The sequence below is a fragment of the Paenibacillus nanensis genome, assembly GCF_003583765.1.
Taxonomy (GTDB): Bacteria; Bacillota; Bacilli; order Paenibacillales; family Paenibacillaceae; genus Pristimantibacillus; species Pristimantibacillus nanensis.
On record NZ_QXQA01000007.1, the window covers coordinates 180,915 to 204,252 of the forward strand.

Consider the following 23,338-nt stretch of genomic DNA (forward strand, 5'->3'; position numbering starts at 1 on the left):
AAATAATAAAAGGTCGTGCATGATGAGGCTGCCCGATCGTACATAAGGGGGGGCCCTTATGTACGATTTTTTTATAGGCGGAAGACGTTACAATGAGGGCATACTCGCTAAGAAAGCAGGGATCTCATCATGGCAAAATTGCTGTACCGCACCGGAGAGCGGATCTATCTCCATAAATTCAAGACGCTAGCCGCAAGTCTTATCGCATTGGTTATTGCCGCTGCGCTTGTACTTGGCTTAGGCGCCTCGTTTACGGGTGACATGTCCATTCCCGGAACGAAATCGGAGCTGGCTATGAAGGTGCTGAACGAGGAATTTCCTTCGCTGGAGAACTCGAACAACGGAAATATTCAAATGGTGTTTAAAGCGCCGGAAGGTGAAACGTTGGAGAGTGAAACCGTTCGGCAATCGCTACAGCAATTATTAGCTAAACTCAGCAGTGACGCCGACGTAGCGTCGATCGCCGGACCGTACGATAACCAGTCTTTGAGCGCGAACAAGGAGATCGGATACGCAACGATCACTTATAAGCTTGATGCAGGCGAGGTAGCAGAGACGTCGCTGGAGAAGGTGGAGGCTGCTGCTGAGGAAGCGCGTGCCTTGGGCATTCAGGCGGAGTTCTCCGGCAATATCGGTTCGCCGATTCCCGAGATCGGCGGTCTCTCCGAAGTCGTCGGAATCGTGGTCGCGTTCTTGATTTTGGCTTATACGTTCAGGTCGTTTCTAGTTGCAGGATTGCCGATTTTAACTGCCGTCATCGGACTGGGCATAGGGATTTTGCTGGTGCTGATCGGGACGAACATCATGGAAATGTCTTCTGTCTCGATTACGCTTGCGGTAATGCTGGGATTGGCAGTCGGAATCGATTATGCGTTATTTATAATATCGAGGCATCGCCAAAGCCTGGCGGAAGGAAAAAGCGTTCAGCAATCGATTGCGATCGCTAACGCGACTGCGGGAAGCTCTGTTCTGTTCGCCGGCCTGACAGTCATCATCGCGCTGCTGGGCCTGGCGGTTGTCCGCATTCCGTTTCTGACCACGATGGGCATTGCGGCTGCGATTACTGTCGCTGCGGCGATTGCTATCGCGATCGTGCTAGTGCCGGCCATGCTTGCCATTGTGGGGGAGAAGGCAAGACCGAAATCAAAAAAAGCGGGTTCAAGAGGCGAAAAATCCAAGTCCACTAACCGGTGGGGAAAAACCGTCGTCAAATACCCGCTGCCGATAGCGGTCGCGGCAATCATGCTGCTCGTACTCATCAGTTTGCCCGCACTGAAGCTGGAAACGGGGCTGCCGGATAATGGCTTGAAATCGGAAGAAACAACGGAAAGACGCGCATACGATTTGCTTGCCGAAGCGTATGGTCCCGGCTATCACGCTCCGCTTGTTGTCGTTGTCAAAGCAGAACCTGCAGCGGGCGGCGCCGCGACAGGCGATCGAATTGGCGACGCCGTCAAGGGGCTGGGGGCTATTGATAATATCGCGACGATAACCGAACCTATCCTGAATCAATCCGGAGATACGGCCATCGTTAATGTTATTCCCGGAACAGGTCCGCACAATAGTAAAACAAAAGACCTTGTGCAAAATATTCGGGAATATGCGGGTACGATAGCGGAAGCCGGCTCGGTTGAGTTGATGGTAACCGGAATGACTGCGGTTAATATCGATATTTCGGATAAGTTGAACGAGGCACTGCCTCAATTTGCGTTACTCATCGTTGGACTAGCTTTTATTCTTCTTGGTATCGTGTTCCGTTCCATATGGATCCCGATTAAGGCGGTGCTTGGTTATCTCTTGACGCTGACCGCGACGCTAGGTTTTATTGTTTTTGTTGTCCAAGAGGGCCATTTGGCAAGCTTCTTCGGCATCCCGGAAGCAGGACCGGTTCTCAGCTTTTTACCGGTACTAACCGCGGGAATCCTATTTGGACTCGCAATGGATTATGAGGTGTTCCTCGTTAGCCGGATGAAGGAAGAGTATTCGCGAACCGGCGACGGTCGGAAGGCTGTGCTCGCCGGGATGGCAAATAGCGGCAGCGTCGTAAGCGCGGCGGGCCTTATTATGGTCGTTGTATTCGCGAGTTTCATCTTTGTCGAGGATACGATGATTAAATCGATGGGGCTTGCGCTGGCATTCGGTATTTTTGTTGACGCCTTTATCGTGCGCATGATGATTGTACCTGCCATAATGACTCTAATGCCTCGCGCAGCCTGGTATTTCCCCCGCTGGCTCAATCGCATCACGCCGAAAATCGACGTTGAAGGTGAATCGATCCATAAGGTGCAGCAGGCAGCGGAAGCCCCTAAATAGGGCTTCGGCATTAGCATGGTATGATGAAGGTATTATTAGACTGTCTCAAGCTCCGCTTTCAATATTTTTGGAACGATCAATTTCAAACTCTGATGGGCGGCATCGTTCGGACCTTGAAGGCTTAAGTTCCATTGGAAATAATCTGTATATCCAAGGGGGCGAGTAAAAGCCGATATTAAACAAACATTTATAGCAAAGGTTCAGAAATGCTTTAGTTAAGAATCAACATTTTCAACGTAAGTACATTTTATGATACTTTAATCAACACACTCCCAGATTTGACGATATTATCAAGGGAACTCGACTTCACGGCAGGATCGCTATGGCCGATTACGACACCTTCTATGAAAAAAACTGCAGTTAACTATACGAGGAGCTGTCGCATTTATGCGGCAGCTCTACGTGGTTTATGGCGGTCATGACTTGTTCCGATATTCCTGAGGCGTGCTACCATAATGCCTCTTAAAGATCTTTATGAAATGAGGAGCCGCGAGGAAACCGAGCTCGGAGCTGATTTCGGCAATTTTCATTTCCGTGTTTTGAAGCAGATACGCCGCGCGTTCCATCCGAATCCGGTAGAGAAGATCGCCAATGGTTTCGCCCGTGGCGCTCTTGTATACTTTAGACAAATAGACTGGATGCAAGCCTACGTGATCGGCGACGGTCTGCAGCGATATGCCTTCGGCAAGATGTCCCTGTATATAGGTTCTAACCTTGGACGCGATCTGTTGGTGCGAATCCTCCAACTGTTTCGATGCTATCGCTTTTAGTGAAACTATGATTTTGTCCGCCCATTCGAAAATGCGCTGTCTGGACAGCTGGCTCTTCTTGCGCAGAAGCAAATCGAATTCTTCGCCGAGGGTCTCCTCGATTGGCAGCCCTTCGGAAGCCATGATGGTCGTAAAGGAAGAGGACAAATAGAGAAATACGGCGAGCAGATGATCACGGGAGGGCTCGGTGGACGGATCGTCCAGCACCAGCATTTTGCTGATCTTGACTGCCGCTTCATCCCAGCTCCCCGACTGCAGCAATACCGGAAGCAGCGGCGGCTCATACAATTGGATGACGTTTGAATCTTCGGGCTGGACGGGATTGTCTTCAACCGTGATGAAATAGCTTTTATTTTTCCCGACGTTTCGATTGATTGCGGCTACAGAGGCTTGATAAGAATCCGCTACTTCTGAAGGGAATGTGCCGATTTTGCTTAAACAAACGGATAATGAGCCTTTTAAATATTTGTGCACGTGATTCTGAAGCTTTATCGCGTAGGAATCCGCCCGGACAAGCCCATCAGCAGCTCTGCTTTTGATTAGAAAGACCAAGTAGCCTTGCTCGGTGACGCAATGCCACAGCTCGAACAGCTCTTCGAATACTTCTTCCGCAATGTTGCTGACGGCGTATTCAAGCAAGGAGAGGGAGTGCAAGTCGTATCCGGAAAAATCCTCTTCCAGCCGAACGACCATCATCAAGTACGGGTCACCTAATCGGAAGGAAACGTCAATCATGTCGAGCCGCTCCTCCAGCCATTTCGGTTCAATCGGCTTGTTCTGAAGCAAGTCGCTCAGCAGTTGGTTCCGCAGCAACGGCATATTGGCATGAAGAGTATGTTTGATCCGTTGATAGGAGCTGATCTCCGCCCATTCTTCTTCAATATCGACAATCGCTTTGCGCACCGCGTCAATTAACTCTCCAATGTCCACGGGCTTCAGCAGGTAGCCAAGCGTCTGGTGTCGAATCGCTTTCTGGGCGTACTCGAATTCATCGTGCCCGGACAAAATGATGCTGCGGAATTTGCTCGACAGACTGCGCATATGCCCGATAAGCTCGAGTCCATCCATTTCCGGCATGCGTATATCGGTAATCATGATATCGATCGGCACCTTCTCCGCAATCTGCAGCGCTTCCTCTGCCGAGTAGGCAAGATGGACTTCCTCAATGCCATGCTCTTCCCAGGGGATCGTAAGCGCTAAGCTTTCGACAACCGACGCTTCGTCATCCACGATTAATAAATGATACATAAAGAATCCTCCTAATCGATGCTTCTTGGCCAATATAACTGGATGCGAAGTCCGCCGAGTTCGCTTGAACCAATCTCCATCCCGGCTGGCTGCTCGAAATAAATGCTCATTCGCTGTCGTATATTCCACAAAGCGCAGCCCATCGACTCGTCTAGCGGATGTTCGATTCGCCCCAGCAATTCTAATATATCAGTCTCTGTCATGCCTTTCCCGTCATCCTCCACGATAATCCGGAAGCGGGAGCTCTCCTCTACGCCGGTAATGCGTATGCAGGATGCATGCCGTTTCTGCTCAATTCCGTGAATAACTCCATTCTCTGCCAGCGGTTGAACGAGAAGCTTCGGAACTCGCAGCTGCTTCATAGATTCAGGGACGTTGATTTCGTAGCGAAGCCGATTCATTCTCAAGCATTGGATTTTTAAATAATTTTCTACAACGCCAAGCTCTTTCTCAAGCGTCGTAACAGGTTCGTCCAGCCTCGTGGTGTACCTGAAGTACTCCGCCAAATTTTTGGTCATGGCCGTTACGGCTTCCTCGTTGCCCAAGCGGGTCATATTGTCGATGAAGAACAGGCAGTTATAGAGGAAATGCGGGTTGATCTGCGCCTGCAGCTGCTTGACCATGGCTTCCCGCGAAACGATTTTCTCCTTGTACACCTTATCGATCAAATCCCCAATCTGCTCGGCCATATCGTTGAAGCTTTCATATAAAATATCAAATTCGTTCCGGCTAGATTTATGAATCCGGAACGAGAAATCCCCATGCTTGAGCTGCCGTACGCCTTTAAGCAATGTTACGATCGGCACTTGTACTTTCCGGTAGAGGAAAAGAAGGGTTGCGACTCCCCCGAGAAAAATCATGACGCTGCCGATATAGAAAAAGATTTGCGTTCTTTTGATCGGCTGCAAGGCTTGATCCAGCGGGACGCAGTCGATCATATACCAGCCTATCGACTCGGCCTTCATGAACGTCGCCATATAATCGGTGCCGCCGACCGTTATCGTTTCCGTTCCTTCTGTTCTCCCCTCTAGGATTGGAACAAGGGCTTTTATCATGTTGTCCTTTTCATTTATTTCTTGTGCCGCAGTCGAGATGACAGGTTGGTCCGGATGATAAAAAAAAGAATACTTGCCGTCGACATTGGAGCCTACAAGCAGGCCTTGCAAGTTGCCCTTCGGGAACGTAACCCGAATCGTATAGCCGTCCAAGCTTCGATCATAAACAAACCGCTCGCCCGTAGAATCGAGCTCCCATTCGTAATTGCTCCCTCCACTAGGAAGGGACTCTTGAATCTTTGTCGTCCCGATCCACTTCCCCATCAGCTCGGAGTAGATGGAGATCTTATTGTCCCACCCTCTCGAGAAGCTTTGCAGCCCTATTTTATCGGCTAGGTCGAGCTGCAGCTGGACCTGATCATAAGTGTCCATCAGATGAACGGACGAGAGCAATCCGACCTTGGAGTCGGTCTCCAGCGTCATGGCGAGCATGCTAAGCTGTTCGACATTGTGGTCAAGATTATTGATTAAGAACCGGATCCGGTTCAAATTGTTCATTTGAATATCTTCTCGGACGGTTGCCAGGCTGGTGTTGACCGTATAAGTATACATGGTCATAACGGTCAGAATTGAAATCAGCGTAACCAATAGCATGCCGATGAAGGTGCGATATTGTTTGAACATGGCGATTAGTCCTTTGCGGTGTTTTGTCTTTTCATTGTAGGCGTCGTGCCCCCCCTATTACAATGTGCGAAAGCGCCAAATCACTGAAATCTTAAGATCGCGATATTCATGTTTGGATTCCGTTATTTCGAACCGGTAATCCCAGGACGTACAATTAGCACAAGAAAACGATTTCAAGTAGGAGGCCCTTATGCAGACTGTCATTCAACAAGAAACGATTAAGAAGAAGAGGGAGAGGATTGTACGAAGAAGGGACAGCTGGCACTTGTACCTTATGATCCTTCCTGCCATTGTGCTTACTCTACTATTTGTTTATGTGCCGATGGGCGGCATTGTCATGGCGTTTCAGGAATACAAGCCCTACCTCGGCATTACCGGTTCCAAATGGGTTGGACTGGATCAGTTCGTATTTTTGTTCGAATATCCCGACAGCTCTCAAGTGATATGGAACACGCTTCGAATTGCTGTACTCAAGCTTTTTTTTGGTACGATCGCCACTCTAACGTTTGCCTTGCTTATTAACGAAGTGCGCAAGAAGTGGGTTCGCAATTCGGTTCAGACCTTTGTATTCCTGCCCCATTTTTTGTCGTGGGTCGTACTTGGCGGCATCTTCATCGAACTGCTGGATCCGAAGAACGGACTCGTGAATCAACTGCTGGGCGCACTGGGCTTCGAATCGATCTTCTTTCTGGGCGATAACAATTGGTTTCTCGTGACGGTTGTCGGCACGGAAGTATGGAAGGAATTCGGCTATGGATCAATTATATTTTTAGCGGCTTTAGCGGGAATAAACCCAGCGCTTTACGAAGCAGCCCAGCTTGACGGGGCCAACAAATGGAAACAAATGTGGCATATTACATTGCCGTCGCTTGTCCCTACCATCGTTGTATGCCTCACTTTGTCACTCAGTCAGGTGTTAAATGCAGGCTTCGATCAAATTTTCAACCTTTACAATCCTCTCGTCTATGCGAAAGGAGACATCATCGACACGTTCGTTTATCGCATTGGTTTAATCGGGGGGAATTACAGCTTCGGTACGGCTATCGGACTGTTTAAGTCGGTTGTGGGTCTGATCCTGATCGTAGGCGGATACCGGCTTGCCTATAAAGTCGCCGGATACAAAATATTTTAAGGAGAGAACATCATGCAGCCCATTCCTGTCTCGGAACGTTGGTTCCATATTGTTAACAACGCGTTTATGCTATTTCTTGCGGCGATTTGCGTGCTGCCGCTTATTCATGTCGTATCGATTTCGTTAAGCTCGAGTCCGGCAGTAGCTTCAAACAGTGTGACGTTTTGGCCGATCGGACTTAATTTTTACTCATACGAGAAGGCGCTGGAGGACGATCAGCTCATCCGATCCGTCTGGATATCCGTGCAGCGAACCGCATTGAGCTTGGGGCTGGGGCTTCTTGTCAATTGCCTGGCCGCCTACGTTCTGTCCAAGGGAGGCGGTAGAGATGGAATTGCGGGCTACAAAGGGATCGTTGGATTTTTCATCGTGGCGATGCTCTTTAATGGAGGAATGATTCCTACTTATTTGCTCGTTACAAAGCTTGGACTGTACAATTCGATATGGGCTCTCGTTCTTCCGAGCGTCGTCAACGTCTTTTATTTGATCTTGATTATGAACTTCTTCAAGGCGCTGCCGAAGGAGCTGGAAGAGGCGGCGTTCATGGACGGAGCAAATCATTGGCAGGTGTTTTATCGCTTGTTCCTGCCTCTTTCGCTTCCCGTATTGGCCACCGTAGGTTTATTCCTTGTTGTAATGGAATGGAACGAATGGCTAATGGGCCAAATCTATATGAAAGCGGACAATGTGCCGTTAAGCACGTTCCTTAAATCAATTATAGCTGTTCCCGTCATTGATGCTTCCAATGCAGCCGATGCGGCGAAAATGAACAACCGGTCGATCAGTTCTGCCCAAATTTTGATTGGAGCGCTGCCAATCTTGCTTATGTATCCTGTTCTCCAACGGTTTTTCACGAAAGGAATTGTCATCGGCGCGGTTAAAGAATAAAAAGAAGAATTTGTCTAAAGTTAAGATTGAGTTATCCGAAGTTTAAGATGCGCTATATCGGTGAAATGTATACGCTTTTATACTAGGCATTGTAAGGGAAAACAGGCATGAATAACAGGAGGGGTTCCGAAATGGGGAAAAAGAGAAGGTTGTTTACCGTATCACTTGCCACTTTATTGTTATTGACTTCGCTAACGGCATGCAGCGGCGGGAACGGCAATAACAAAGAGAATGAAGACGGAGATGGCAAAGCAACCGAATCCAAGCTTAACATCGTGAACGGCAAGATCGAACCGACGGTAACGATAACGATGGTACGAGGCGAAGATCCTACCGCTACCTTCAAAAACGGAGAGACTTATGAGAACAACGTACACACTCGCTGGGCGGAGGAGACGCTTGGCGTGAAGCTCGAAACCTTGTGGTCTTCGCCGACGGCGGATACTTCTTATGACACGAAGCTGAAGCTTATGTTGTCCTCCGGCGAAAAATTGCCGGATCTGTTCGTATCGACTCAGTCCAATACGACAAATATGTTTATCGAATCCGGCAAGCTGCTTGACGTAGAGGAAGCCTTCGAGAAATATGCTTCCGATACATGGAAGGCAGCGATGGCGGAAGTGCCGGAAGCTTGGCATCCCTTCATAAAGGACGGGAAAAAATTCGCGATCCCGATCCTGCGGCCTACGATGGGCACGCAATCCCCATTATGGATTAGACAGGATTGGCTGGACAAGCTGAACCTGAAAGCTCCGACAACTCTGGAAGAATTGGAAACGGTCATGGATGCGTTCGTGAACCAGGATCCCGACGGAAACGGAAAGAAGGATACCGTTGCCCTTGAATTCGGCATGAAGGATCAATTCATCGGTTATCCGATAGGAGACGCTTCGTGGATTTTCGGATTATTCGGAGCCATTCCTGACCGGTGGTACCCCGGAGAAGACGGCAAGCTTGAATTCGGTTCCGTACGGCCGGAGATCAAGACGGCTCTGGCGAAGATCAGCGAGTGGAAGGCAAAAGGATATATCGCGGAAGATATCGCGCTTCATGATTTCAATAAGGTGACGGAGAACGTTGCATCCGGCAAGGTCGGAATGCTGGGCGGCGAGCATTGGCTGATGGTGTATCCGGGCTCACTGATGCTGGCTACGAATCCAACGGCGATGTACGCGCCGTATCCACTTCCGCAAGGGCTGGATGGCAACAACATGAGAACGATAGCAACTCCGTATACAGGCTCTATTCTCATTAACAAGGATATTTCCGAAGAAGCGCTGCAGGCTTTCTTCCATTATCAGAACGCGTTGTATGAATCATATAACAGCGAAGATCCGTTCCTCTTCAAAGGCTTCCAGGAAGGGTATGATTATCTAACCAAGGACGGGTCTGTCATCTATGACCAAAATCAAATCCCAGGCGGCAAGACGGCGACCATGAAATATACGATTTCGGGGGCGCAGACAGTTTATCAGTCGAAGCTGCTGGAGGCTTCACTTAAACGCGCCAAGGAAGAAGAGCTGACGAACCAAGAACTCTCGGCGTTCGCAACCTCTGGCATCGTGTCGATCGATAACAGTAATCCGTTAGAGGTCATCGGCAATAAGGCTTTGCTTGTTATTTCTACGCAGTCTGAGTTCGATGTTCCCGAATATTTCCAAGGTCCCGCGACATCTACGATGACTTCCCGGAACGAATTGCTGAAGAAGATGCAGATGGATACGTTCACGGAAATCATCTACGGCAAGCAGAACGCAGATGCCTTCGATTCTTTCGTGGAAAAATGGAAATCGTCCGGCGGAGACGACATTACGAAAGAAGTGAACGAATGGTACGATTCCGTTAAACAATAAGGCATTGGACGAAGCGGCTTCGGGCGAGCACCGAAGCCGCTTTTGTCGTACGCCATGATAAGGAATTGGCACTATTCCACATATCGATCACTTGTACTGTTTGTTATGTTAATGTCAAATTCGCAAATAGGATGGTGAGTTTTGAATATGTACAGAGTGGAACCATTTAAATCTCCGGAGAACCGGTATCGTCCCAAGATGAGATGGTGGCTGCCCGGGGCTTATATGGAGAATGATGAAATTAAAAGAGAGATCGAATGGCTTGCGAACGCGGGTTACGGAGGCGCCGAAATCATACACTTCTTCGGCATACCGACGGAAGACGTCGAGCCCGAACATTATGTTCGATATGGATTCGGATCCGACGAGTGGAACGACCGGATGAAGGCAGCGCTGGAGACAGCCATTCCGCTTGGATTCCAGCTGGATTTCACGATTGGTCCGCTATGGCCGATCGCCACGCCAGCCGTTATGGACAGAGAGGATGAGCGTTGCGTCCATGGACTCCACTTCGGGACCAAAATGATTATTGGAGCGTACCGCGGTACGCTTCCGGAATCCGGGACGATCGACGGTGAGCGCCCGCGCAAACTGGTCGCGGTTACGGCTGCTCGCCTGCACAAAGGAGCTGAGACAGTCGGCAAGGTGGCGACGCTCGACCTTGAATCGGCGATTGATTTGATGAAAGAAGGACTTGTCGATGTCATGACTGAGCGGGTTGCCTGGACTCCTCCCGATGGGGAGGAGTGGTGCCTCTTCGCCTTCTGGAGCCAGACGAACGGTCAGATGAACAATTCCATAGGCGCTCCGGTCATCGATCATTTCACGAAGGCCGCAGCTGAGGCCATTACCGGCTTCTGGGATGAACGCTTGCTTGGAGATCCGCATCTGAGGATGCTGTACGAGAAGAATGCCGGCTGCCTATTCTGCGACTCCATCGAGCTGAACGCAACGATGCTTGGAGGCATGTATGGCGCGCAGCCGCTGGCGGTCTCGATCTGGACGCCTGAGCTTCTGGACGAATTTCGAGAACGGAGAGGTTATGATCTTACGCCGTATTTGCCGTCTATCTTCATCAAAGGACTTTATCAATTAAGCGTTCGGAATGCGGACGATGACGCAGAGTTCGACTTCGAGGACCGATCGTCTAACCGGCGGATCCGCAACGATTTCTATCTCACGCTGACGGAGATGTTCCGCGACAATCACGTGCGAGTGATAAGAGAGTGGGCCAACCGTCACAACATGCGGCTTCGTTATCAAACGTACGGGCTGCCGACGGAATTGACGAATGGCTTGCTTGAAGTAGACATTCCCGAAACCGAATCGCTTGGTTTCAAAGACAGCACGGACGGTTATCGCCTGCAATCGGGCGCGGTCCATATGTTAAATCGGGAACTGTACTCTATTGAAGTAGGAGCAGTATTGGGCCTCGGGTATAAGCAGACTTGGACGGGCAAGGAGTATGGGCTGCTGTGGCAGCTGCATCGGGGATTTGCGTCCGGTGTTAATCAGGCGGTATTGCACGGCATGTCGTACGAAACGACATCGGCTTCTGGGCACTTCCGGGATCTGTTCAAATGGCCGGGCATGTCCTTAATGGGATCCATGTTCTCCAACGAGTGGGGAGCTCGCCAACCAATCTCCCTGCACTCGAGGGGGATCACCGATTATATCGCACGCAATCAGTTTGTCCTTCGAATGGGCAAGGCCAAGGTGGATCTGGCCATTTACCGTTATCATATCGACGGCATCCATTATGACATCCAAACCGAACCCACCGTATATGAGCAAGCCGGTTACTCCTACGATTATGTAAGTCCTTCCCTGCTAAGCTTAGAGACAGCTAAAGCAGGCTCGTTCGACGGAAAGCCCGTGCTGGACGCAGACGGACCTGCTTACAAAGCCATAGTCATAGATACTCGCGTTCAATCGGAAGGTAGTATGCGCTTCTCCCCTTACATGCCGCTTGAAATGGCGGTTCGGCTGTTGAAATACGCCGAGGCAGGTCTTCCTATCGTTCTTGTTGGAGAGGGAGCCTCAGGGATTGTATCCTTTAACGGGGATCGCAGCCTCATGGAGCAGGCGGATGATGAGCTTCGGCAGAAACTCGATCGCTTGCGCGTGATGCCGAGCGTTCGTCATGTGCAGAATCAAGAGGACGTAATAGAGGCGCTCCATCAACTGTCGGTTTTGCCGGCAGGCAGGACGATCGCGAAATCGCCACTCATCACACTCCGCCGATATGACCAAGGGGACAATTATTATTATGTTTACAATTCGAGTCTTGAGTTCGAGTTTTCAGGCGAAATCATTGTCTGCGGCAAAGGAAGGGCTTACGTGCTGAACGCCTGGGACGGTACGGTTTATTCTCTGCAAGCCGGGTCTACAGCTGACGGTGAAATGATCATTCCGCTTCGGCTGGCTGCGAACGAATCGGCATTGGTTCTCGTTACCCCGCATGACATGAGTGAGTGCGTAGTCAAGCACAAGGATACGCCGATCCATAATCCCAATATCCTTCAACTAGATAATTGGACGTTAACGGTCGACTGCTGGACTCCTGGTTCCGTTCCGTTCGAGACGAAGATCGAGAGGATCAGGCTTGAGCTTAGCGAGGGTCTCAAGGATTGGACGGACATTCCGCAGCTTGTGAACAAGTCCGGTATAGGCCGCTACCAGACATCTTTTGTACTGTCCGAGTCCGACGACCGCATATCGGAGGCCGTATTACAGATCGGGCAATTAAGCGATACGTTCCGGATTCAGGTGAATGGAACTCCAATTCAAGCGGTTAACCAAATCGATCGTCGCGTGCGAATCGGGAAATGGCTGAAGACCGGTGTCAATCTCATCGAGATCGAGGTCGCGACGACGTTAAACAACGCTCTAAGACCGTCGGACCCTCATCGGCAGCCGCAGCCTCACGGTCTAGTTGGTCCGGTTCAGCTTGTTTTGTAGCAGATTGGAGGTCGGCTGAGCCGGCCTCCTTTTTTCATTCCAACCGTTAGCTGACATCCGCATACCACAAGTTAAGATCGAATTATTCCATCTTTAGATCGCGTTATATCTCTCCATGGGTAGGTCCGATAAACTTGAAGCATGACCATCGTGGGAGGCGGTTACATGGAGAGAGAATTATCGAATAAAGCGTTAGCCGGGGACGCGTTAGGCCAGTTTTCTTTAAACATTGCAACAGGCTTGCTCGGTATCATTACGTATTATTACACGGATATTGTCGGCGTGTCGGCCGGACTTGTCGGCACGATTATGCTGCTGACGAAAGTGCTTGACGCTCTCGCAGATATCGGCATGGGCGTGCTCGTTGATCGCACCCGATCGAGACACGGACAAGCAAGGCCCTGGCTTCTTTGGATGACGGTTCCTTTATTCGCTTCGATCTTGCTGCTCTTTTGCGTGCCCGATATGAGTTCTTCGGCGAAAATCGCTTACGCGGTAGCGACCAACCTCGTCTTTTTTATTTTCGTTCTCACGCCGATATCCATTCCCTATCTAAGCTTAATGGCGCTAACGACGAAAAGTCCTCTGGACCGATCCCTCATGGGGTTATATCGTGCGGGGTTCGGTTATTTGGCGGGAATGGTCGTGGCAATCGGGTTCGTTCCGATTGTCAACGCCATGGGCGGAGGGCGTTCGGAATGGACCTTGCTGGCTGCAGTGTTCGGAGCGATTGCCGCGGCGGGTATCTATATTGCCTTCCGTTCGACGAAGGAGAAGTACAGTACGATCCAGATGAAGGAGTCCGGCGAAGTTCAGAAGACGCTTCCGTTCCGTACAGGCATCAAGCTGTTATTCTCGAATCGGTATTGGTTGATTGTGGTATCGGCGGGGCTGCTCGCCAATATTTTGTTCGCAAGCTCCGCGACAAGCGGCATGTATTATGCCAAATACATTTGGGGCGATGTAAATCTGGTCAGCATTATGGGCGGAATCGGTTTGATTCCGGTTCTTGTGGTATTCCTGTTGTCCGGACCGGTCATGAAACGTTTAGGCAAAAGAAATACGGCGGTTCTCGGACTGGGAATCGGCTTATTGGGGCTTCTGATTCGTCTGATCGATCCGAATAGCATCCCGATAGGTCTCGTGGGATCATTGATTCAAGCCTTCGGGATGATTCCGCTCATGGTTGTTCTCTCCCCCATGACGGCCGACACGATCGAATACGGAGAATGGAAGCATGGTCAACGCATCGTCGGTTTGACGAATAGCGTGAACGGCTTCGGAGGCAAGATCGGCACGGCACTCGGCACGGCGTTGATCGGTTGGCTGCTGGCATGGGGCCATTACCAGGAAGGGGCCGCCGTACAGCCTGAATCGGCCAAACAAATGATTATTGCCTTTAATATTTATGTCCCGATTGTCATTTATATAGGGATTGGAGTCTTGCTTATGTTCTTCTCGCTGGAAAAACAGTACACAAAAATTCTTGACGATCTTGAGAACAAGAAAGAACAAATCGGATAACGGCTTAAGGGGGGCTTGCAATGGGAGATAGGAAAGCTTATTTGATTATGGCTCTCATTCTGGAAGGACGTGGCCCGTGCACAATTGGACCCATGAACATTCAGGCGGCGCGAGGGGAGCTGTACGTCATTCCTTTCAATGAGGCAGATGCTTCCTTCATTAGCGGAGACGAAGGGGGTTCGGGACTTCGAGTGGACCATTGCGCTTTCCGTGCAGATGACTTGGGGATGGCTGCCCCGCTGCTCCCGATGAAATGGCGCATCGAAGAGGCTTATCTGGAAGAGATGCATACGCTGCTCCACGAGATAGCCGGAGCGTCGATTAAACCTTCGGACTCTTGCTCGGAAAACCGGTTGTCTGCGTGGACGCGTTTTATGGACTTTCTGTTATCCAGACCCGGACATGCCGAGCTGCAGACGTTCGAGCAGGATGAGACCCCGATCAGGCAAGCTCTCCATTTTATGGGGTATCGTTTTATGCACCCGATTTCCATAGCTGAGATTAGCAAGCGTGTAGCGATGAGTACCCGCCATTTCCAGCGTACGTTTAAATCGATTACGGGAAAAACCTATATTCAGATGCTGCAGGAGATCCGTATTCGTCATAGCTGCGGCCTGCTTCGATTTTCCCGCTTAAGCGTCCAATCGATCGCGGAGGCCGTCGGCATTTATGACATGAATTACTTTTACCGGTTATTCCGCAGCTATTGCGGCATGACGCCTGCTGCTTTCAGGCATCGCTATCATAAGCTCGAGGCCTGAGGATTGGCACGATAGCACATAGTATGGCGAGTCTGTATTTTGATATTTTTGAGTTAAGGAAGAAAGGCAATGGAACAAAATCAGAGAGGAAGATTCCAATGAAAATCTCCCGTTTAAGAACGAATCGGATGGTGAGTCCGCTGGGCTTCACATTAGGTAAACCTCAATTGTCTTATGTCGTGTCGGAAACCGAAGCCAAGAAGCAGGCTGCCGCCCGTGTTGAAGTCGCTTTGGATGCAATCTTCTCGAATGTCGTGTTCGACAGCGGTAAAAGAGAAGATATCGACAGCCTCGCCTTTGAGCTCCCGATCCAGCTGGAGCCGCGGACGCGCTATTATTGGCGGGTGGAGGCATGGGCGGACAATGGCGACCATGCCCGAAGCGAAGCGGCATGGTTCGAGACCGCGAAGATGGACGAGCCTTGGAAAGCGGAATGGATCGTACCCGAGCTTGACCGCGATGTTCATCCGGTTCTAGGCCGTACGTTCGAGCTAACCGGTGCCATCCGTTCGGCGCGCGCTTATGTTTGCGGTCTTGGCCTGTACGAGATGACGATAAACGGAGCCAAGGCCGGAGATGAATATTTCGCCCCTCACTTTAACGCCTATCAGAAGTGGCTGCAGTATCAGACCTACGATGTGACGGAATTGCTGAAGCAAGGCACGAACCAGGTAGAGGTTAGTCTCGGTAACGGTTTGTACAAAGGCCGGTTTGGATTTAGCGGCCACACAGCAGAAATATATGGCAATGAATTCGCGCTTTTGTGCGAGATTGTCGTCGAATATGCAGACGGATCGAGCGTTGTCATCCCTTCCGATAAGACATGGTCCGCGAAGCGAAGTCGTGTCATGGACGGCAACTTGTATGACGGGGAGACTTACGACGCCACCTTCGAATCGGCGGAGACATTCCCTGTACGTAAAGGCGAGCTCGGCTACGAGCGACTAATGGCGCGTCTAAGCCTGCCGGTCGTTGTTAAGGACGAGCTGAAGCCTCTCGAGGTTATTCGAACGCCCGCTGGCGAGACGGTGCTGGATATGGGACAGAACATGGTAGGGTGGATCCGCTTCCAAACGAGTGCGCCAAGAGGTACAGTCATAAGGCTTCAACATGGAGAGGTGCTGCAGGAAGGCAATTTCTATCGGGATAACTTGCGAACGGCGAAGGCGGAGTACGTGTATACGGCCGACGGCCGGGAGCGGGAGGTCCGTCCGTTCTTCACCTTCTTCGGTTTCCGTTACGTCAAGGTCGAAGGCTGGCCAGGCGAGCTGAATCCCGACGATTTCACGGGTTGCGTGCTTTATTCGGATCTAGAGGAGATTGGAAGCTTCGAGACAAGCGATCCGCTTGTCAACCGGCTATTCCAGAACGCTTTGTGGGGGCAGAAAGGAAATTTCCTGGACGTGCCGACGGATTGCCCGCAGCGCGACGAACGAATGGGCTGGACAGGCGATGCACAGGTTTTCTCCGGGACGGCATGCTTCAATATGGATTCGTTCGCGTTCTTCCGCAAGTATGGATACGATATGGCGCGCGAACAGGAAGATCGCGGCGGAATGGTACCGATGGTCGTTCCCGCGACGAACGTACAGGGCGGCGGCTCCAGCGCTTGGGCGGACGCGGCGACCATCATTCCATGGAATGTTTACCTCCATTACGGCGACCGATCGATTCTGGAGCAGCAGTTCGACAGCATGAAAGCATGGGCCGATTATATCATCAAAGCGGACGAGGAAGCCGGAGGTAGGCGGCTCTGGACGACCGGCTTCCACTTCGGCGATTGGCTTGCTCTGGACGGCAGCAATCCGGATTCCCCGATGGGCGGCACGGATACGGACTTTATCGCTTCCGCCTACTACCGCTACTCCACTCAGTTGACGGCGAAAGCCGCCAAGGTATTGGGAAGAAACGATCTGGCCGCTTACTACGAACGGATATCCGAGGAAGTGAAGTCGGCTATCGAGGACGAGTTTTTCAGCAAAAACGGTCGTTTGGCGCTGGATACGCAGACCGCATACGCCGTGGCCTTGTTCATGGATCTCGTGCCGGGGGCTTATCGGCAGAGAGTGGTCGAAGCGCTGCGCAAGCGGCTCAAGCTTGACCGCAATCATCTGAAAACCGGATTCGTCGGCACGCCTTATCTGAATCTTGTCCTGTCCGCTCAAGGCTGCAATGATCTTGCTTACACTCTGCTGCTGAACGACGATTATCCGAGCTGGCTCTATGCCGTCAAGCTGGGGGCGACGACGATCTGGGAACGCTGGAATTCCATCATGCCGGACGGATCGATTAGCAGTACGGGCATGAATTCGCTTAATCACTATGCTTACGGCGCTATAGCGGAATGGATGTACCGCGTCGTCGCGGGCATCAACCCTACCGAAGAAGCTCCGGGCTTCCGCCGGGCGGAGCTGGCCCCGCAGCCCGATTTCCGCTTGAGGTCGGCCAAGGCCGGCGTGGAGACCGCGTCCGGTTTGTACAGGAGCGAATGGTCTTTCGATGATGAGGGGAATCTCGCATTCCGGTTCGAAATTCCGTTCAACGCATCGGCAACCGTCCGATTGCCGCGGGCTGATGCGGCGACGATCACGCTTAACGGCGATTCGATCGCAGCAAACGGAGTTTCGAGCCTTCAGATGGGAGAAGACGTCAGGCTGGAGCTGGACGCAGGCAGCTACGACATCCGCTACACCCCGACGAGGAGCTATATCAAGCGCTTCAGTACGTATTCTCCGCTTGTCGAGCTCTTATATAACGTACAGGCTAAAACATTGATTGCCAGCTTGCTTCCGCATGGCATGGAGCTTAATCCGGATACGCTCGGAGCCTCGATTGGCGACGCGTCGCTGCGGGACTTAGCCGCTTATTATCCGATGGAAGCGAGCATGCTCGACGAGCTGGACGCCAAGCTTAAAGCCATTCCGGTCTAACCAGATACGAGCGAGGAGAGAACTCAAATGCGGATATCGACTCTTGATCTAACCAATGATGGCGTCACTCTGACCGCTTATGTGCTCGACGCGTCGAATGAAATGCCGAATGCTCGAACTAGACCAGCCGTTCTTATCTTTCCCGGCGGAGCCTACCGCGCATGCTCAGACCGGGAAGCGGAGCCGGTAGCCATGTCCTTCCTTGCCGAAGGCTACCATGCCTTCGTGCTCCGTTATTCGCTGAATGGGAATGCCGCTTTCCCAAAACCGTTGAACGATGCGGAGGAAGCTCTCGAACTGATACGCATGCGCAGCGAAGAATGGCATGTCGATCCCGAGAAGGTTGCCGTTTGCGGTTTCTCTGCAGGCGGACATCTGGCCGCGGCGCTTGGAACGATGGGCAGAGTCCGCCCGAATGCCATGATATTGGGTTATCCATGCATTGTGGCTTCGATGGGAGACATACTTCCCGCTCCAATTCCCGGAGTAGACGAGGCCGTCGATTCACTGACGCCGCCGGCCTATATTTTCCACACATACGAGGATACGCTTGTCCCCGTTGGTAACGCTTTGGCCATGGCAGCCGCGATGGATCGGGAGAGACGGCCGTTTGAACTGCATATATTCCAGAACGGAGCGCACGGCTTATCGCTATCCAGACCCGTCACTTCAGGCGGTATGCGTTCTCTGTCGGATCCGGACGCGGCCAAGTGGTTCGGCTTATGCGTGGCCTGGCTTCGCAACCAATTCGGAGAGTTTGCTGCCGATCGCGACTCCGTCCTGCTGAGCGAGACTGTCGCGGAATACAGCGTCGATATTCAATTGGGTGTCTTATGGAAAAACGACGCATGCAGAAAGCTAGTGCTCGGGAAGTTGCCTATGCTGGAAGAGAGTCCTCAGTTGAAGGATGCGATGGGCGTTCCCCTTAGAACCATTATTGAATTCGGCGGCGGCTTATTAACGAACGAAGATGTACTCGATCTAGATCAACAGTTGAAGGAGATTCAAGTCATTTCATAACGTGTAACGGAGGATCATATGACCACAGAACGAATAAAAGAAATCGTTGCAGCCATGACGCTGGAGGAAAAGGCAAGTCTTTGCTCGGGAGAAAACTTCTGGACAACGAAAGCGATCGAGCGTCTGGGGATACCTTCGATCCTGATGACCGACGGCCCGCATGGCTTGCGCAAGCAAGCCGGCGAAGCTGATCACCTGGGACTGAACGAAAGCGCGCCGGCTACCTGCTTCCCGACCGCTGCGGGGATGGCCAGCTCCTGGGACCGAGAACTCTTACGCAAGGTGGGGGAGGCGCTTGGCAAGGAAAGTCAGGCAGAGGGCGTAGGGATCCTGCTCGGACCCGGCGCCAATATTAAGCGTTCGCCGCTCTGCGGCAGGAACTTCGAATACTTTTCGGAAGATCCTTATTTAACAGGGGAGCTGGCGGCCGCGCATATCGAAGGCGTGCAAAGCCAAGGCGTCGGAACGTCGCTCAAACATTTCGCCGTCAACAATCAGGAGCATCGGCGGATGACCACGGATGCCGTGGTCGACGAACGTACGCTCAGGGAAATTTATTTGACCGGCTTCGAGATCGCGGTCAAGAAGTCGCAGCCATGGACCGTCATGTCGGCCTACAACCGCTTGAACGGCACCTATTGCTCCGAAAACGAAACGCTGCTGACCTCCATTCTGAAAGAAGAATGGGGACATGAGGGAATCGTCGTCTCGGACTGGGGCGCTGTGAATGAGGCCGCTGCAAGCGTGGCAGCAGGCATGGAACTGGAGATGCCATCGAGCCATGGTATTGGCGAGAGGAAAATCATAGCGGCGGTAGAAAGCGGAGAGCTGTCCGCCCAGGCGCTCGACCGGGCGGTTGAGCGTCTATTGAACGTCATATTCAAAGTCGTGGATAACCGGAGAGAAGGTGCCGTCTATGACAAGGAAGCTCATCACCGGCTTGCCCGCGAAATCGCCCGGGAATCGATGGTACTGCTTAAGAACGACGATGATCTTCTCCCACTCAGCCCTTCGGGCAAGCTGGCGATTATCGGAGCGATGGCCGAGCAAGTCCGCTATCAAGGCGGCGGCAGCTCCCACATTAACCCGACGAGACTCGACAGTATACGGGACGAGATCGGGAAGTCCGCGGGCGGCGCTGCGATCCGGTATTCGCAAGGCTACTGGCTGGAGAGCGATGCCGGCGACGAAGCGCTGCTAAACGAGGCGAAGCAGGCGGCTGCTGAGGCCGATACGGCGGTATTGTTCGTCGGCTTGCCAGACCGATACGAATCGGAGGGCTACGATCGCACGCACTTGAACCTGCCTGCCAATCAGATCGAGCTTATCGAACAGATCGCCTCCGTTCAGCCGAATATCGTCGTTGTCCTGAGCAATGGCGCGCCTGTCGTCATGCCATGGCTGGGCAAAGCGAAGGCCGTTCTCGAGGCTTACTTGGGCGGTCAAGCGTTAGGCGGGGCGATCGCCGACCTGTTGTTCGGCGAGGCGAACCCTTCGGGCAAGCTGGCGGAGACATTCCCGCAGAGTCTGGGACACACTCCGTCGCATCCGTTCTTTCCGGGCGAAGGCGACCGGACCGAATACCGCGAAGGGTTGTTCGTCGGCTATCGGTATTACGACGCGAAGGATATCGAGCCCTTGTTCCCGTTCGGTCACGGCCTCAGCTATACGACATTCGAGTACTCCGGCCTTCAGCTGGATCGAAGCGAGATAACCGACCGCGAGACCACACAAGTGAGCGTAACCGTGAAGAATACGGGGCAGCGCTTTGGGAAGGAGATCGTGCAGCTCTATATTAAGAGCCGGAACGGGAGTGTCATTCGACCGGAGAAAGAGCTCAAAGGCTTCGCGAAAGTCTCGCTGGAGCCTGGTGAAGAGAAAATCGTTCATTTCACCTTGGACAAGAGAAGTTTCGCCTATTACGACACGGCTTTGAAGGATTGGCATGTGGAGACGGGTGAATACGAAGTAGCCGTCGGAGGCTCGTCTCGCGCAATTATGCTAAGCGAGGTCGTGAAGGTGCGGTCTACGACGGACATCGTGCCAAGCTTTCATCGCAACACGACGCTGGGTGAGCTGATGGCGAACCCGAAGACGGCGCCCATTCTTGCCCAGCTGCAAGGCATGGCTCCTGAATCGGCGGCGCCATCGGATGCCGTCTCCGAAGAAATGATGGGCGCGATGATGAAATATATGCCGCTAAGGGCCTTGCTTGCATTCGCCGGCGGACAGATGACGGAGGAGACGCTCGGCTACTTGCTGAAGCAGCTCAATGAGGCAGTTCAGGTAGAAGGAGAACTTCCGGAATCGAGAGGAGAGGAATGGAATGTTTAACGAAAACTCGAAATTAGGCGATCTTCTGGCAGACGCGAAGGCTGCGGCCGTACTGGAAAAGCATCTGCCGGGCATATCGACGAATCCTATGGCCAGCATGGGAAAAGGGTTGTCGATGAAGCAGCTGTCGGCCATTCCGCAGGCGAATATGTCCGAAGAGCTGATTCGCGCAATCGCGGCCGACTTGGCGCTTCTTAACGGACAGGCCGATGAGACTGCCGAAGCAGCTGGTGAGACAATAACCGCCGTATCTCCTCCGAAAGCTTTATTTTCGGCTCCCGGCGAGTCCGTAGCCATCGTAACGGGAGCGGGAGGCGGTATAGGACGAGCCTCGTCGCTTAAGCTGGCAGAGGCAGGTTTCAAGGTGGTCGTCGTTGATTATAACGCGGCAACCGGCGAGGAGACGCTGCGACTAGTCCGCGAGCAAGGCGGGGAGGGGCTGTTCGTGCAAGCAGACGTATCGAAGAACGAGGACGTCGAACGGTACGTGGGAGCGGCGGTCGAAGCATACGGCCGGATCGATGCCTTCGTGAACAATGCCGGCGTCCTGCAGAAGTTCTCTTTGCTGGAGAACATCGAGCTCTCCGAATACGAACGAATTATGAGCGTGAACGTCCGGGGCGCGTTCTTGGGCCTTAAACATGTCCTGAAGGTAATGGCCAGACAAGGCTATGGTTCGATCATCAATACGGCTTCGACCGCCGGTCTTCGCGCCGAACACAGCATGGCGGTCTATACCGCAAGCAAACATGCGGTAATCGGATTGACGAAGGCCGCCGCGATCGAATACGTGAAGAAAGGCGTTAGAGTCAATGCAATTTGTCCGGGCGGCGTAGACACGCCGCTTACGCAAGCCGTTCCCGCGATGATGCAGGACAGCGGCTATATGCCCGAGGAGTTCCCGAACATGCGAATGGGCCGTTTCGCCGACCCTTCCGAGCTCGCGGAGATGGTCGTATTTCTGGCAAACGGCAAATCCAGCTACATGACGGGCTCCATCGTCGCGGTCGACGGCGGACTGACGCTTTAGTCGCATGGAAAAGCGTGAGAGCAGGGCTCTTCCTCCCTGGCTCCCACGCTTTTTGTTTTTTCCTGCCTATGTAGTTCGCTCGTCCCGAGAACTTAGCGGTCTTGTAATGGTGGAGCATGGTCTTGCCAATTCCATTCGTTATTCCGCACGAACAAACTAAGCGCCTGTTCGTGCGGCAATTCCAAACGGCGAAAGGTTAGAATTTCTTGCGCAAGCTCCATGCATTTTTGTGTCGTCGGCTTGTCAAGAAGATTGCGTGCCATGCTAACGAACCGCTCCGGTTTCTCCGGGGCATTCTGAACGGCGCTCATCATCTTTTTGTGGCATGGGAACAGAATGCGGTTATGCGCAAGAATAATACGGCTGCCGAATAATACGAGGTTGCTGGCGACATGTGTCAGCAAATAGAGATTATCATCCTTGGCGGCCTCTCCTGCAAAATAATAGGCGTACAACATGACTTGGGCTTGGAAATCCCTGATGTTCTCGATCCGGTTTCCCTCGGGATAAACGGGAATTTGTTCGATCAGCTTGTCTAAATCGGCCACTTTGGAATACACGGCCTTGGAACCGATAAACGAAGCGCGCGTCGGTTCGCTCCCTTTGACAGCGGCCTGCTCTAAAAAACGTAAATTAACGGTTTTTACGTCGATATAACCGCCTTCATAGTCGCATGAATTATGATCGGTGTAAGACAGGGTCCCCGATAGCATTCGGGCTTCGAAGTCCTCCAGGTGGTTAAAGTCGGCTATGTGCATTCATGCCATTTCCGCTCGTCATTTGGGCCATTCTTGTTTACGGGGCGGCAATCGTCATGCAAGCGGTGGCGAGTGCATTTGATTGGGTGATATTTCTGATTTTTTTCGGAATTATTGCGCTGCTGATCTCGACAGGC

The 23,338-nt window shown here is 52.1% G+C and carries 14 protein-coding genes; 11 read left to right on the forward strand and 3 right to left on the reverse strand.

Annotated features, from left to right (window positions below; translation table 11 throughout):
- Positions 1-129: 129 nt before the first annotated feature.
- Positions 130-2,313, forward strand: coding sequence for an MMPL family transporter (locus D3P08_RS13260; RefSeq protein WP_119600166.1), 2,184 nt, complete (start codon positions 130-132; stop codon positions 2,311-2,313).
- Between the two features lie 416 nt (positions 2,314-2,729).
- Here the strand turns inward: D3P08_RS13260 and D3P08_RS13265 are convergent, their stop codons facing one another.
- Positions 2,730-4,331 carry a response regulator gene (locus tag D3P08_RS13265; RefSeq protein ID WP_119600167.1) on the reverse strand — a complete coding sequence of 534 codons (1,602 nt, stop codon included), beginning with the start codon at positions 4,329-4,331 and terminating at the stop codon, positions 2,730-2,732.
- Between the two features lie 11 nt (positions 4,332-4,342).
- Positions 4,343-6,010, reverse strand: coding sequence for a histidine kinase (locus D3P08_RS13270; protein ID WP_119600168.1), 1,668 nt, complete (start codon positions 6,008-6,010; stop codon positions 4,343-4,345).
- 274 nt (positions 6,011-6,284) lie between these two features.
- On the opposite strand from D3P08_RS13270, the gene D3P08_RS13275 reads away from it, so the two are divergent.
- The 10 genes from D3P08_RS13275 to D3P08_RS13320 all read left to right on the forward strand — a co-directional run bounded on the left by D3P08_RS13275 (position 6,285) and on the right by D3P08_RS13320 (position 22,443).
- The gene (locus D3P08_RS13275; RefSeq protein WP_420819035.1) at positions 6,285-7,142 is read left to right on the forward strand and encodes an ABC transporter permease; all 858 of its coding nucleotides are present in this window, start codon (positions 6,285-6,287) and stop codon (positions 7,140-7,142) included.
- A gap of 12 nt (positions 7,143-7,154) precedes the next feature.
- Positions 7,155-8,030 carry a carbohydrate ABC transporter permease gene (locus D3P08_RS13280; RefSeq protein ID WP_119600170.1) on the forward strand — a complete coding sequence of 292 codons (876 nt, stop codon included), beginning with the start codon at positions 7,155-7,157 and terminating at the stop codon, positions 8,028-8,030.
- A 131-nt stretch (positions 8,031-8,161) separates the two neighbouring features.
- Positions 8,162-9,883 carry an extracellular solute-binding protein gene (locus tag D3P08_RS13285; protein WP_162848463.1) on the forward strand — a complete coding sequence of 574 codons (1,722 nt, stop codon included), beginning with the start codon at positions 8,162-8,164 and terminating at the stop codon, positions 9,881-9,883.
- 147 nt (positions 9,884-10,030) lie between these two features.
- A complete protein-coding gene (locus tag D3P08_RS13290) occupies positions 10,031-12,844 on the forward strand; it encodes a glycosyl hydrolase (protein WP_240647498.1) in 2,814 nt (937 codons plus the stop codon).
- A 165-nt stretch (positions 12,845-13,009) separates the two neighbouring features.
- Positions 13,010-14,368 carry an MFS transporter gene (locus tag D3P08_RS13295; RefSeq protein WP_162848464.1) on the forward strand — a complete coding sequence of 453 codons (1,359 nt, stop codon included), beginning with the start codon at positions 13,010-13,012 and terminating at the stop codon, positions 14,366-14,368.
- Between the two features lie 20 nt (positions 14,369-14,388).
- On the forward strand, positions 14,389-15,129 hold the full coding sequence (locus D3P08_RS13300) for a helix-turn-helix domain-containing protein (RefSeq protein WP_119600174.1): 741 nt from the start codon (positions 14,389-14,391) through the stop codon (positions 15,127-15,129).
- A gap of 98 nt (positions 15,130-15,227) precedes the next feature.
- Positions 15,228-18,059 carry an alpha-L-rhamnosidase gene (locus D3P08_RS13305; protein ID WP_162848465.1) on the forward strand — a complete coding sequence of 944 codons (2,832 nt, stop codon included), beginning with the start codon at positions 15,228-15,230 and terminating at the stop codon, positions 18,057-18,059.
- 27 nt (positions 18,060-18,086) lie between these two features.
- Positions 18,087-19,079 (forward strand): alpha/beta hydrolase, encoded by a 993-nt coding sequence (locus D3P08_RS13310; RefSeq protein WP_119600176.1) that lies wholly within the window; start codon positions 18,087-18,089, stop codon positions 19,077-19,079.
- 18 nt (positions 19,080-19,097) lie between these two features.
- Positions 19,098-21,413 (forward strand): beta-glucosidase, encoded by a 2,316-nt coding sequence (locus D3P08_RS13315; protein ID WP_119600177.1) that lies wholly within the window; start codon positions 19,098-19,100, stop codon positions 21,411-21,413.
- Between the two features lie 238 nt (positions 21,414-21,651).
- Positions 21,652-22,443: an SDR family NAD(P)-dependent oxidoreductase gene (locus tag D3P08_RS13320; protein WP_240647499.1), complete on the forward strand. Its 792-nt coding sequence runs from the start codon at positions 21,652-21,654 to the stop codon at positions 22,441-22,443.
- Between the two features lie 92 nt (positions 22,444-22,535).
- Here the strand turns inward: D3P08_RS13320 and D3P08_RS13325 are convergent, their stop codons facing one another.
- The gene (locus tag D3P08_RS13325) at positions 22,536-23,156 is read right to left on the reverse strand and encodes a hypothetical protein (protein WP_119600178.1); all 621 of its coding nucleotides are present in this window, start codon (positions 23,154-23,156) and stop codon (positions 22,536-22,538) included.
- Between the last annotated feature and the right edge of the window lie 182 nt (positions 23,157-23,338).

What these genes read in the sequence shown, in the direction of transcription:
- D3P08_RS13260 (WP_119600166.1), top strand. Translation starts at nt 130, where the DNA reads ATGGCAAAATTGCTGTACCGCACCGGAGAGCGGATCTATCTCCATAAA.
- D3P08_RS13285 (WP_162848463.1), top strand. Translation starts at nt 8,162, where the DNA reads ATGGGGAAAAAGAGAAGGTTGTTTACCGTATCACTTGCCACTTTATTG.
- D3P08_RS13310 (WP_119600176.1), top strand. Translation starts at nt 18,087, where the DNA reads ATGCGGATATCGACTCTTGATCTAACCAATGATGGCGTCACTCTGACC.
- D3P08_RS13305 (WP_162848465.1), top strand. Translation starts at nt 15,228, where the DNA reads ATGAAAATCTCCCGTTTAAGAACGAATCGGATGGTGAGTCCGCTGGGC.
- D3P08_RS13295 (WP_162848464.1), top strand. Translation starts at nt 13,010, where the DNA reads ATGGAGAGAGAATTATCGAATAAAGCGTTAGCCGGGGACGCGTTAGGC.
- D3P08_RS13315 (WP_119600177.1), top strand. Translation starts at nt 19,098, where the DNA reads ATGACCACAGAACGAATAAAAGAAATCGTTGCAGCCATGACGCTGGAG.
- D3P08_RS13325 (WP_119600178.1), bottom strand. Translation starts at nt 23,156, where the DNA reads ATGCTATCGGGGACCCTGTCTTACACCGATCATAATTCATGCGACTAT.
- D3P08_RS13290 (WP_240647498.1), top strand. Translation starts at nt 10,031, where the DNA reads ATGTACAGAGTGGAACCATTTAAATCTCCGGAGAACCGGTATCGTCCC.
- D3P08_RS13275 (WP_420819035.1), top strand. Translation starts at nt 6,285, where the DNA reads ATGATCCTTCCTGCCATTGTGCTTACTCTACTATTTGTTTATGTGCCG.
- D3P08_RS13280 (WP_119600170.1), top strand. Translation starts at nt 7,155, where the DNA reads ATGCAGCCCATTCCTGTCTCGGAACGTTGGTTCCATATTGTTAACAAC.
- D3P08_RS13265 (WP_119600167.1), bottom strand. Translation starts at nt 4,331, where the DNA reads ATGTATCATTTATTAATCGTGGATGACGAAGCGTCGGTTGTCGAAAGC.
- D3P08_RS13300 (WP_119600174.1), top strand. Translation starts at nt 14,389, where the DNA reads ATGGGAGATAGGAAAGCTTATTTGATTATGGCTCTCATTCTGGAAGGA.
- D3P08_RS13270 (WP_119600168.1), bottom strand. Translation starts at nt 6,010, where the DNA reads ATGTTCAAACAATATCGCACCTTCATCGGCATGCTATTGGTTACGCTG.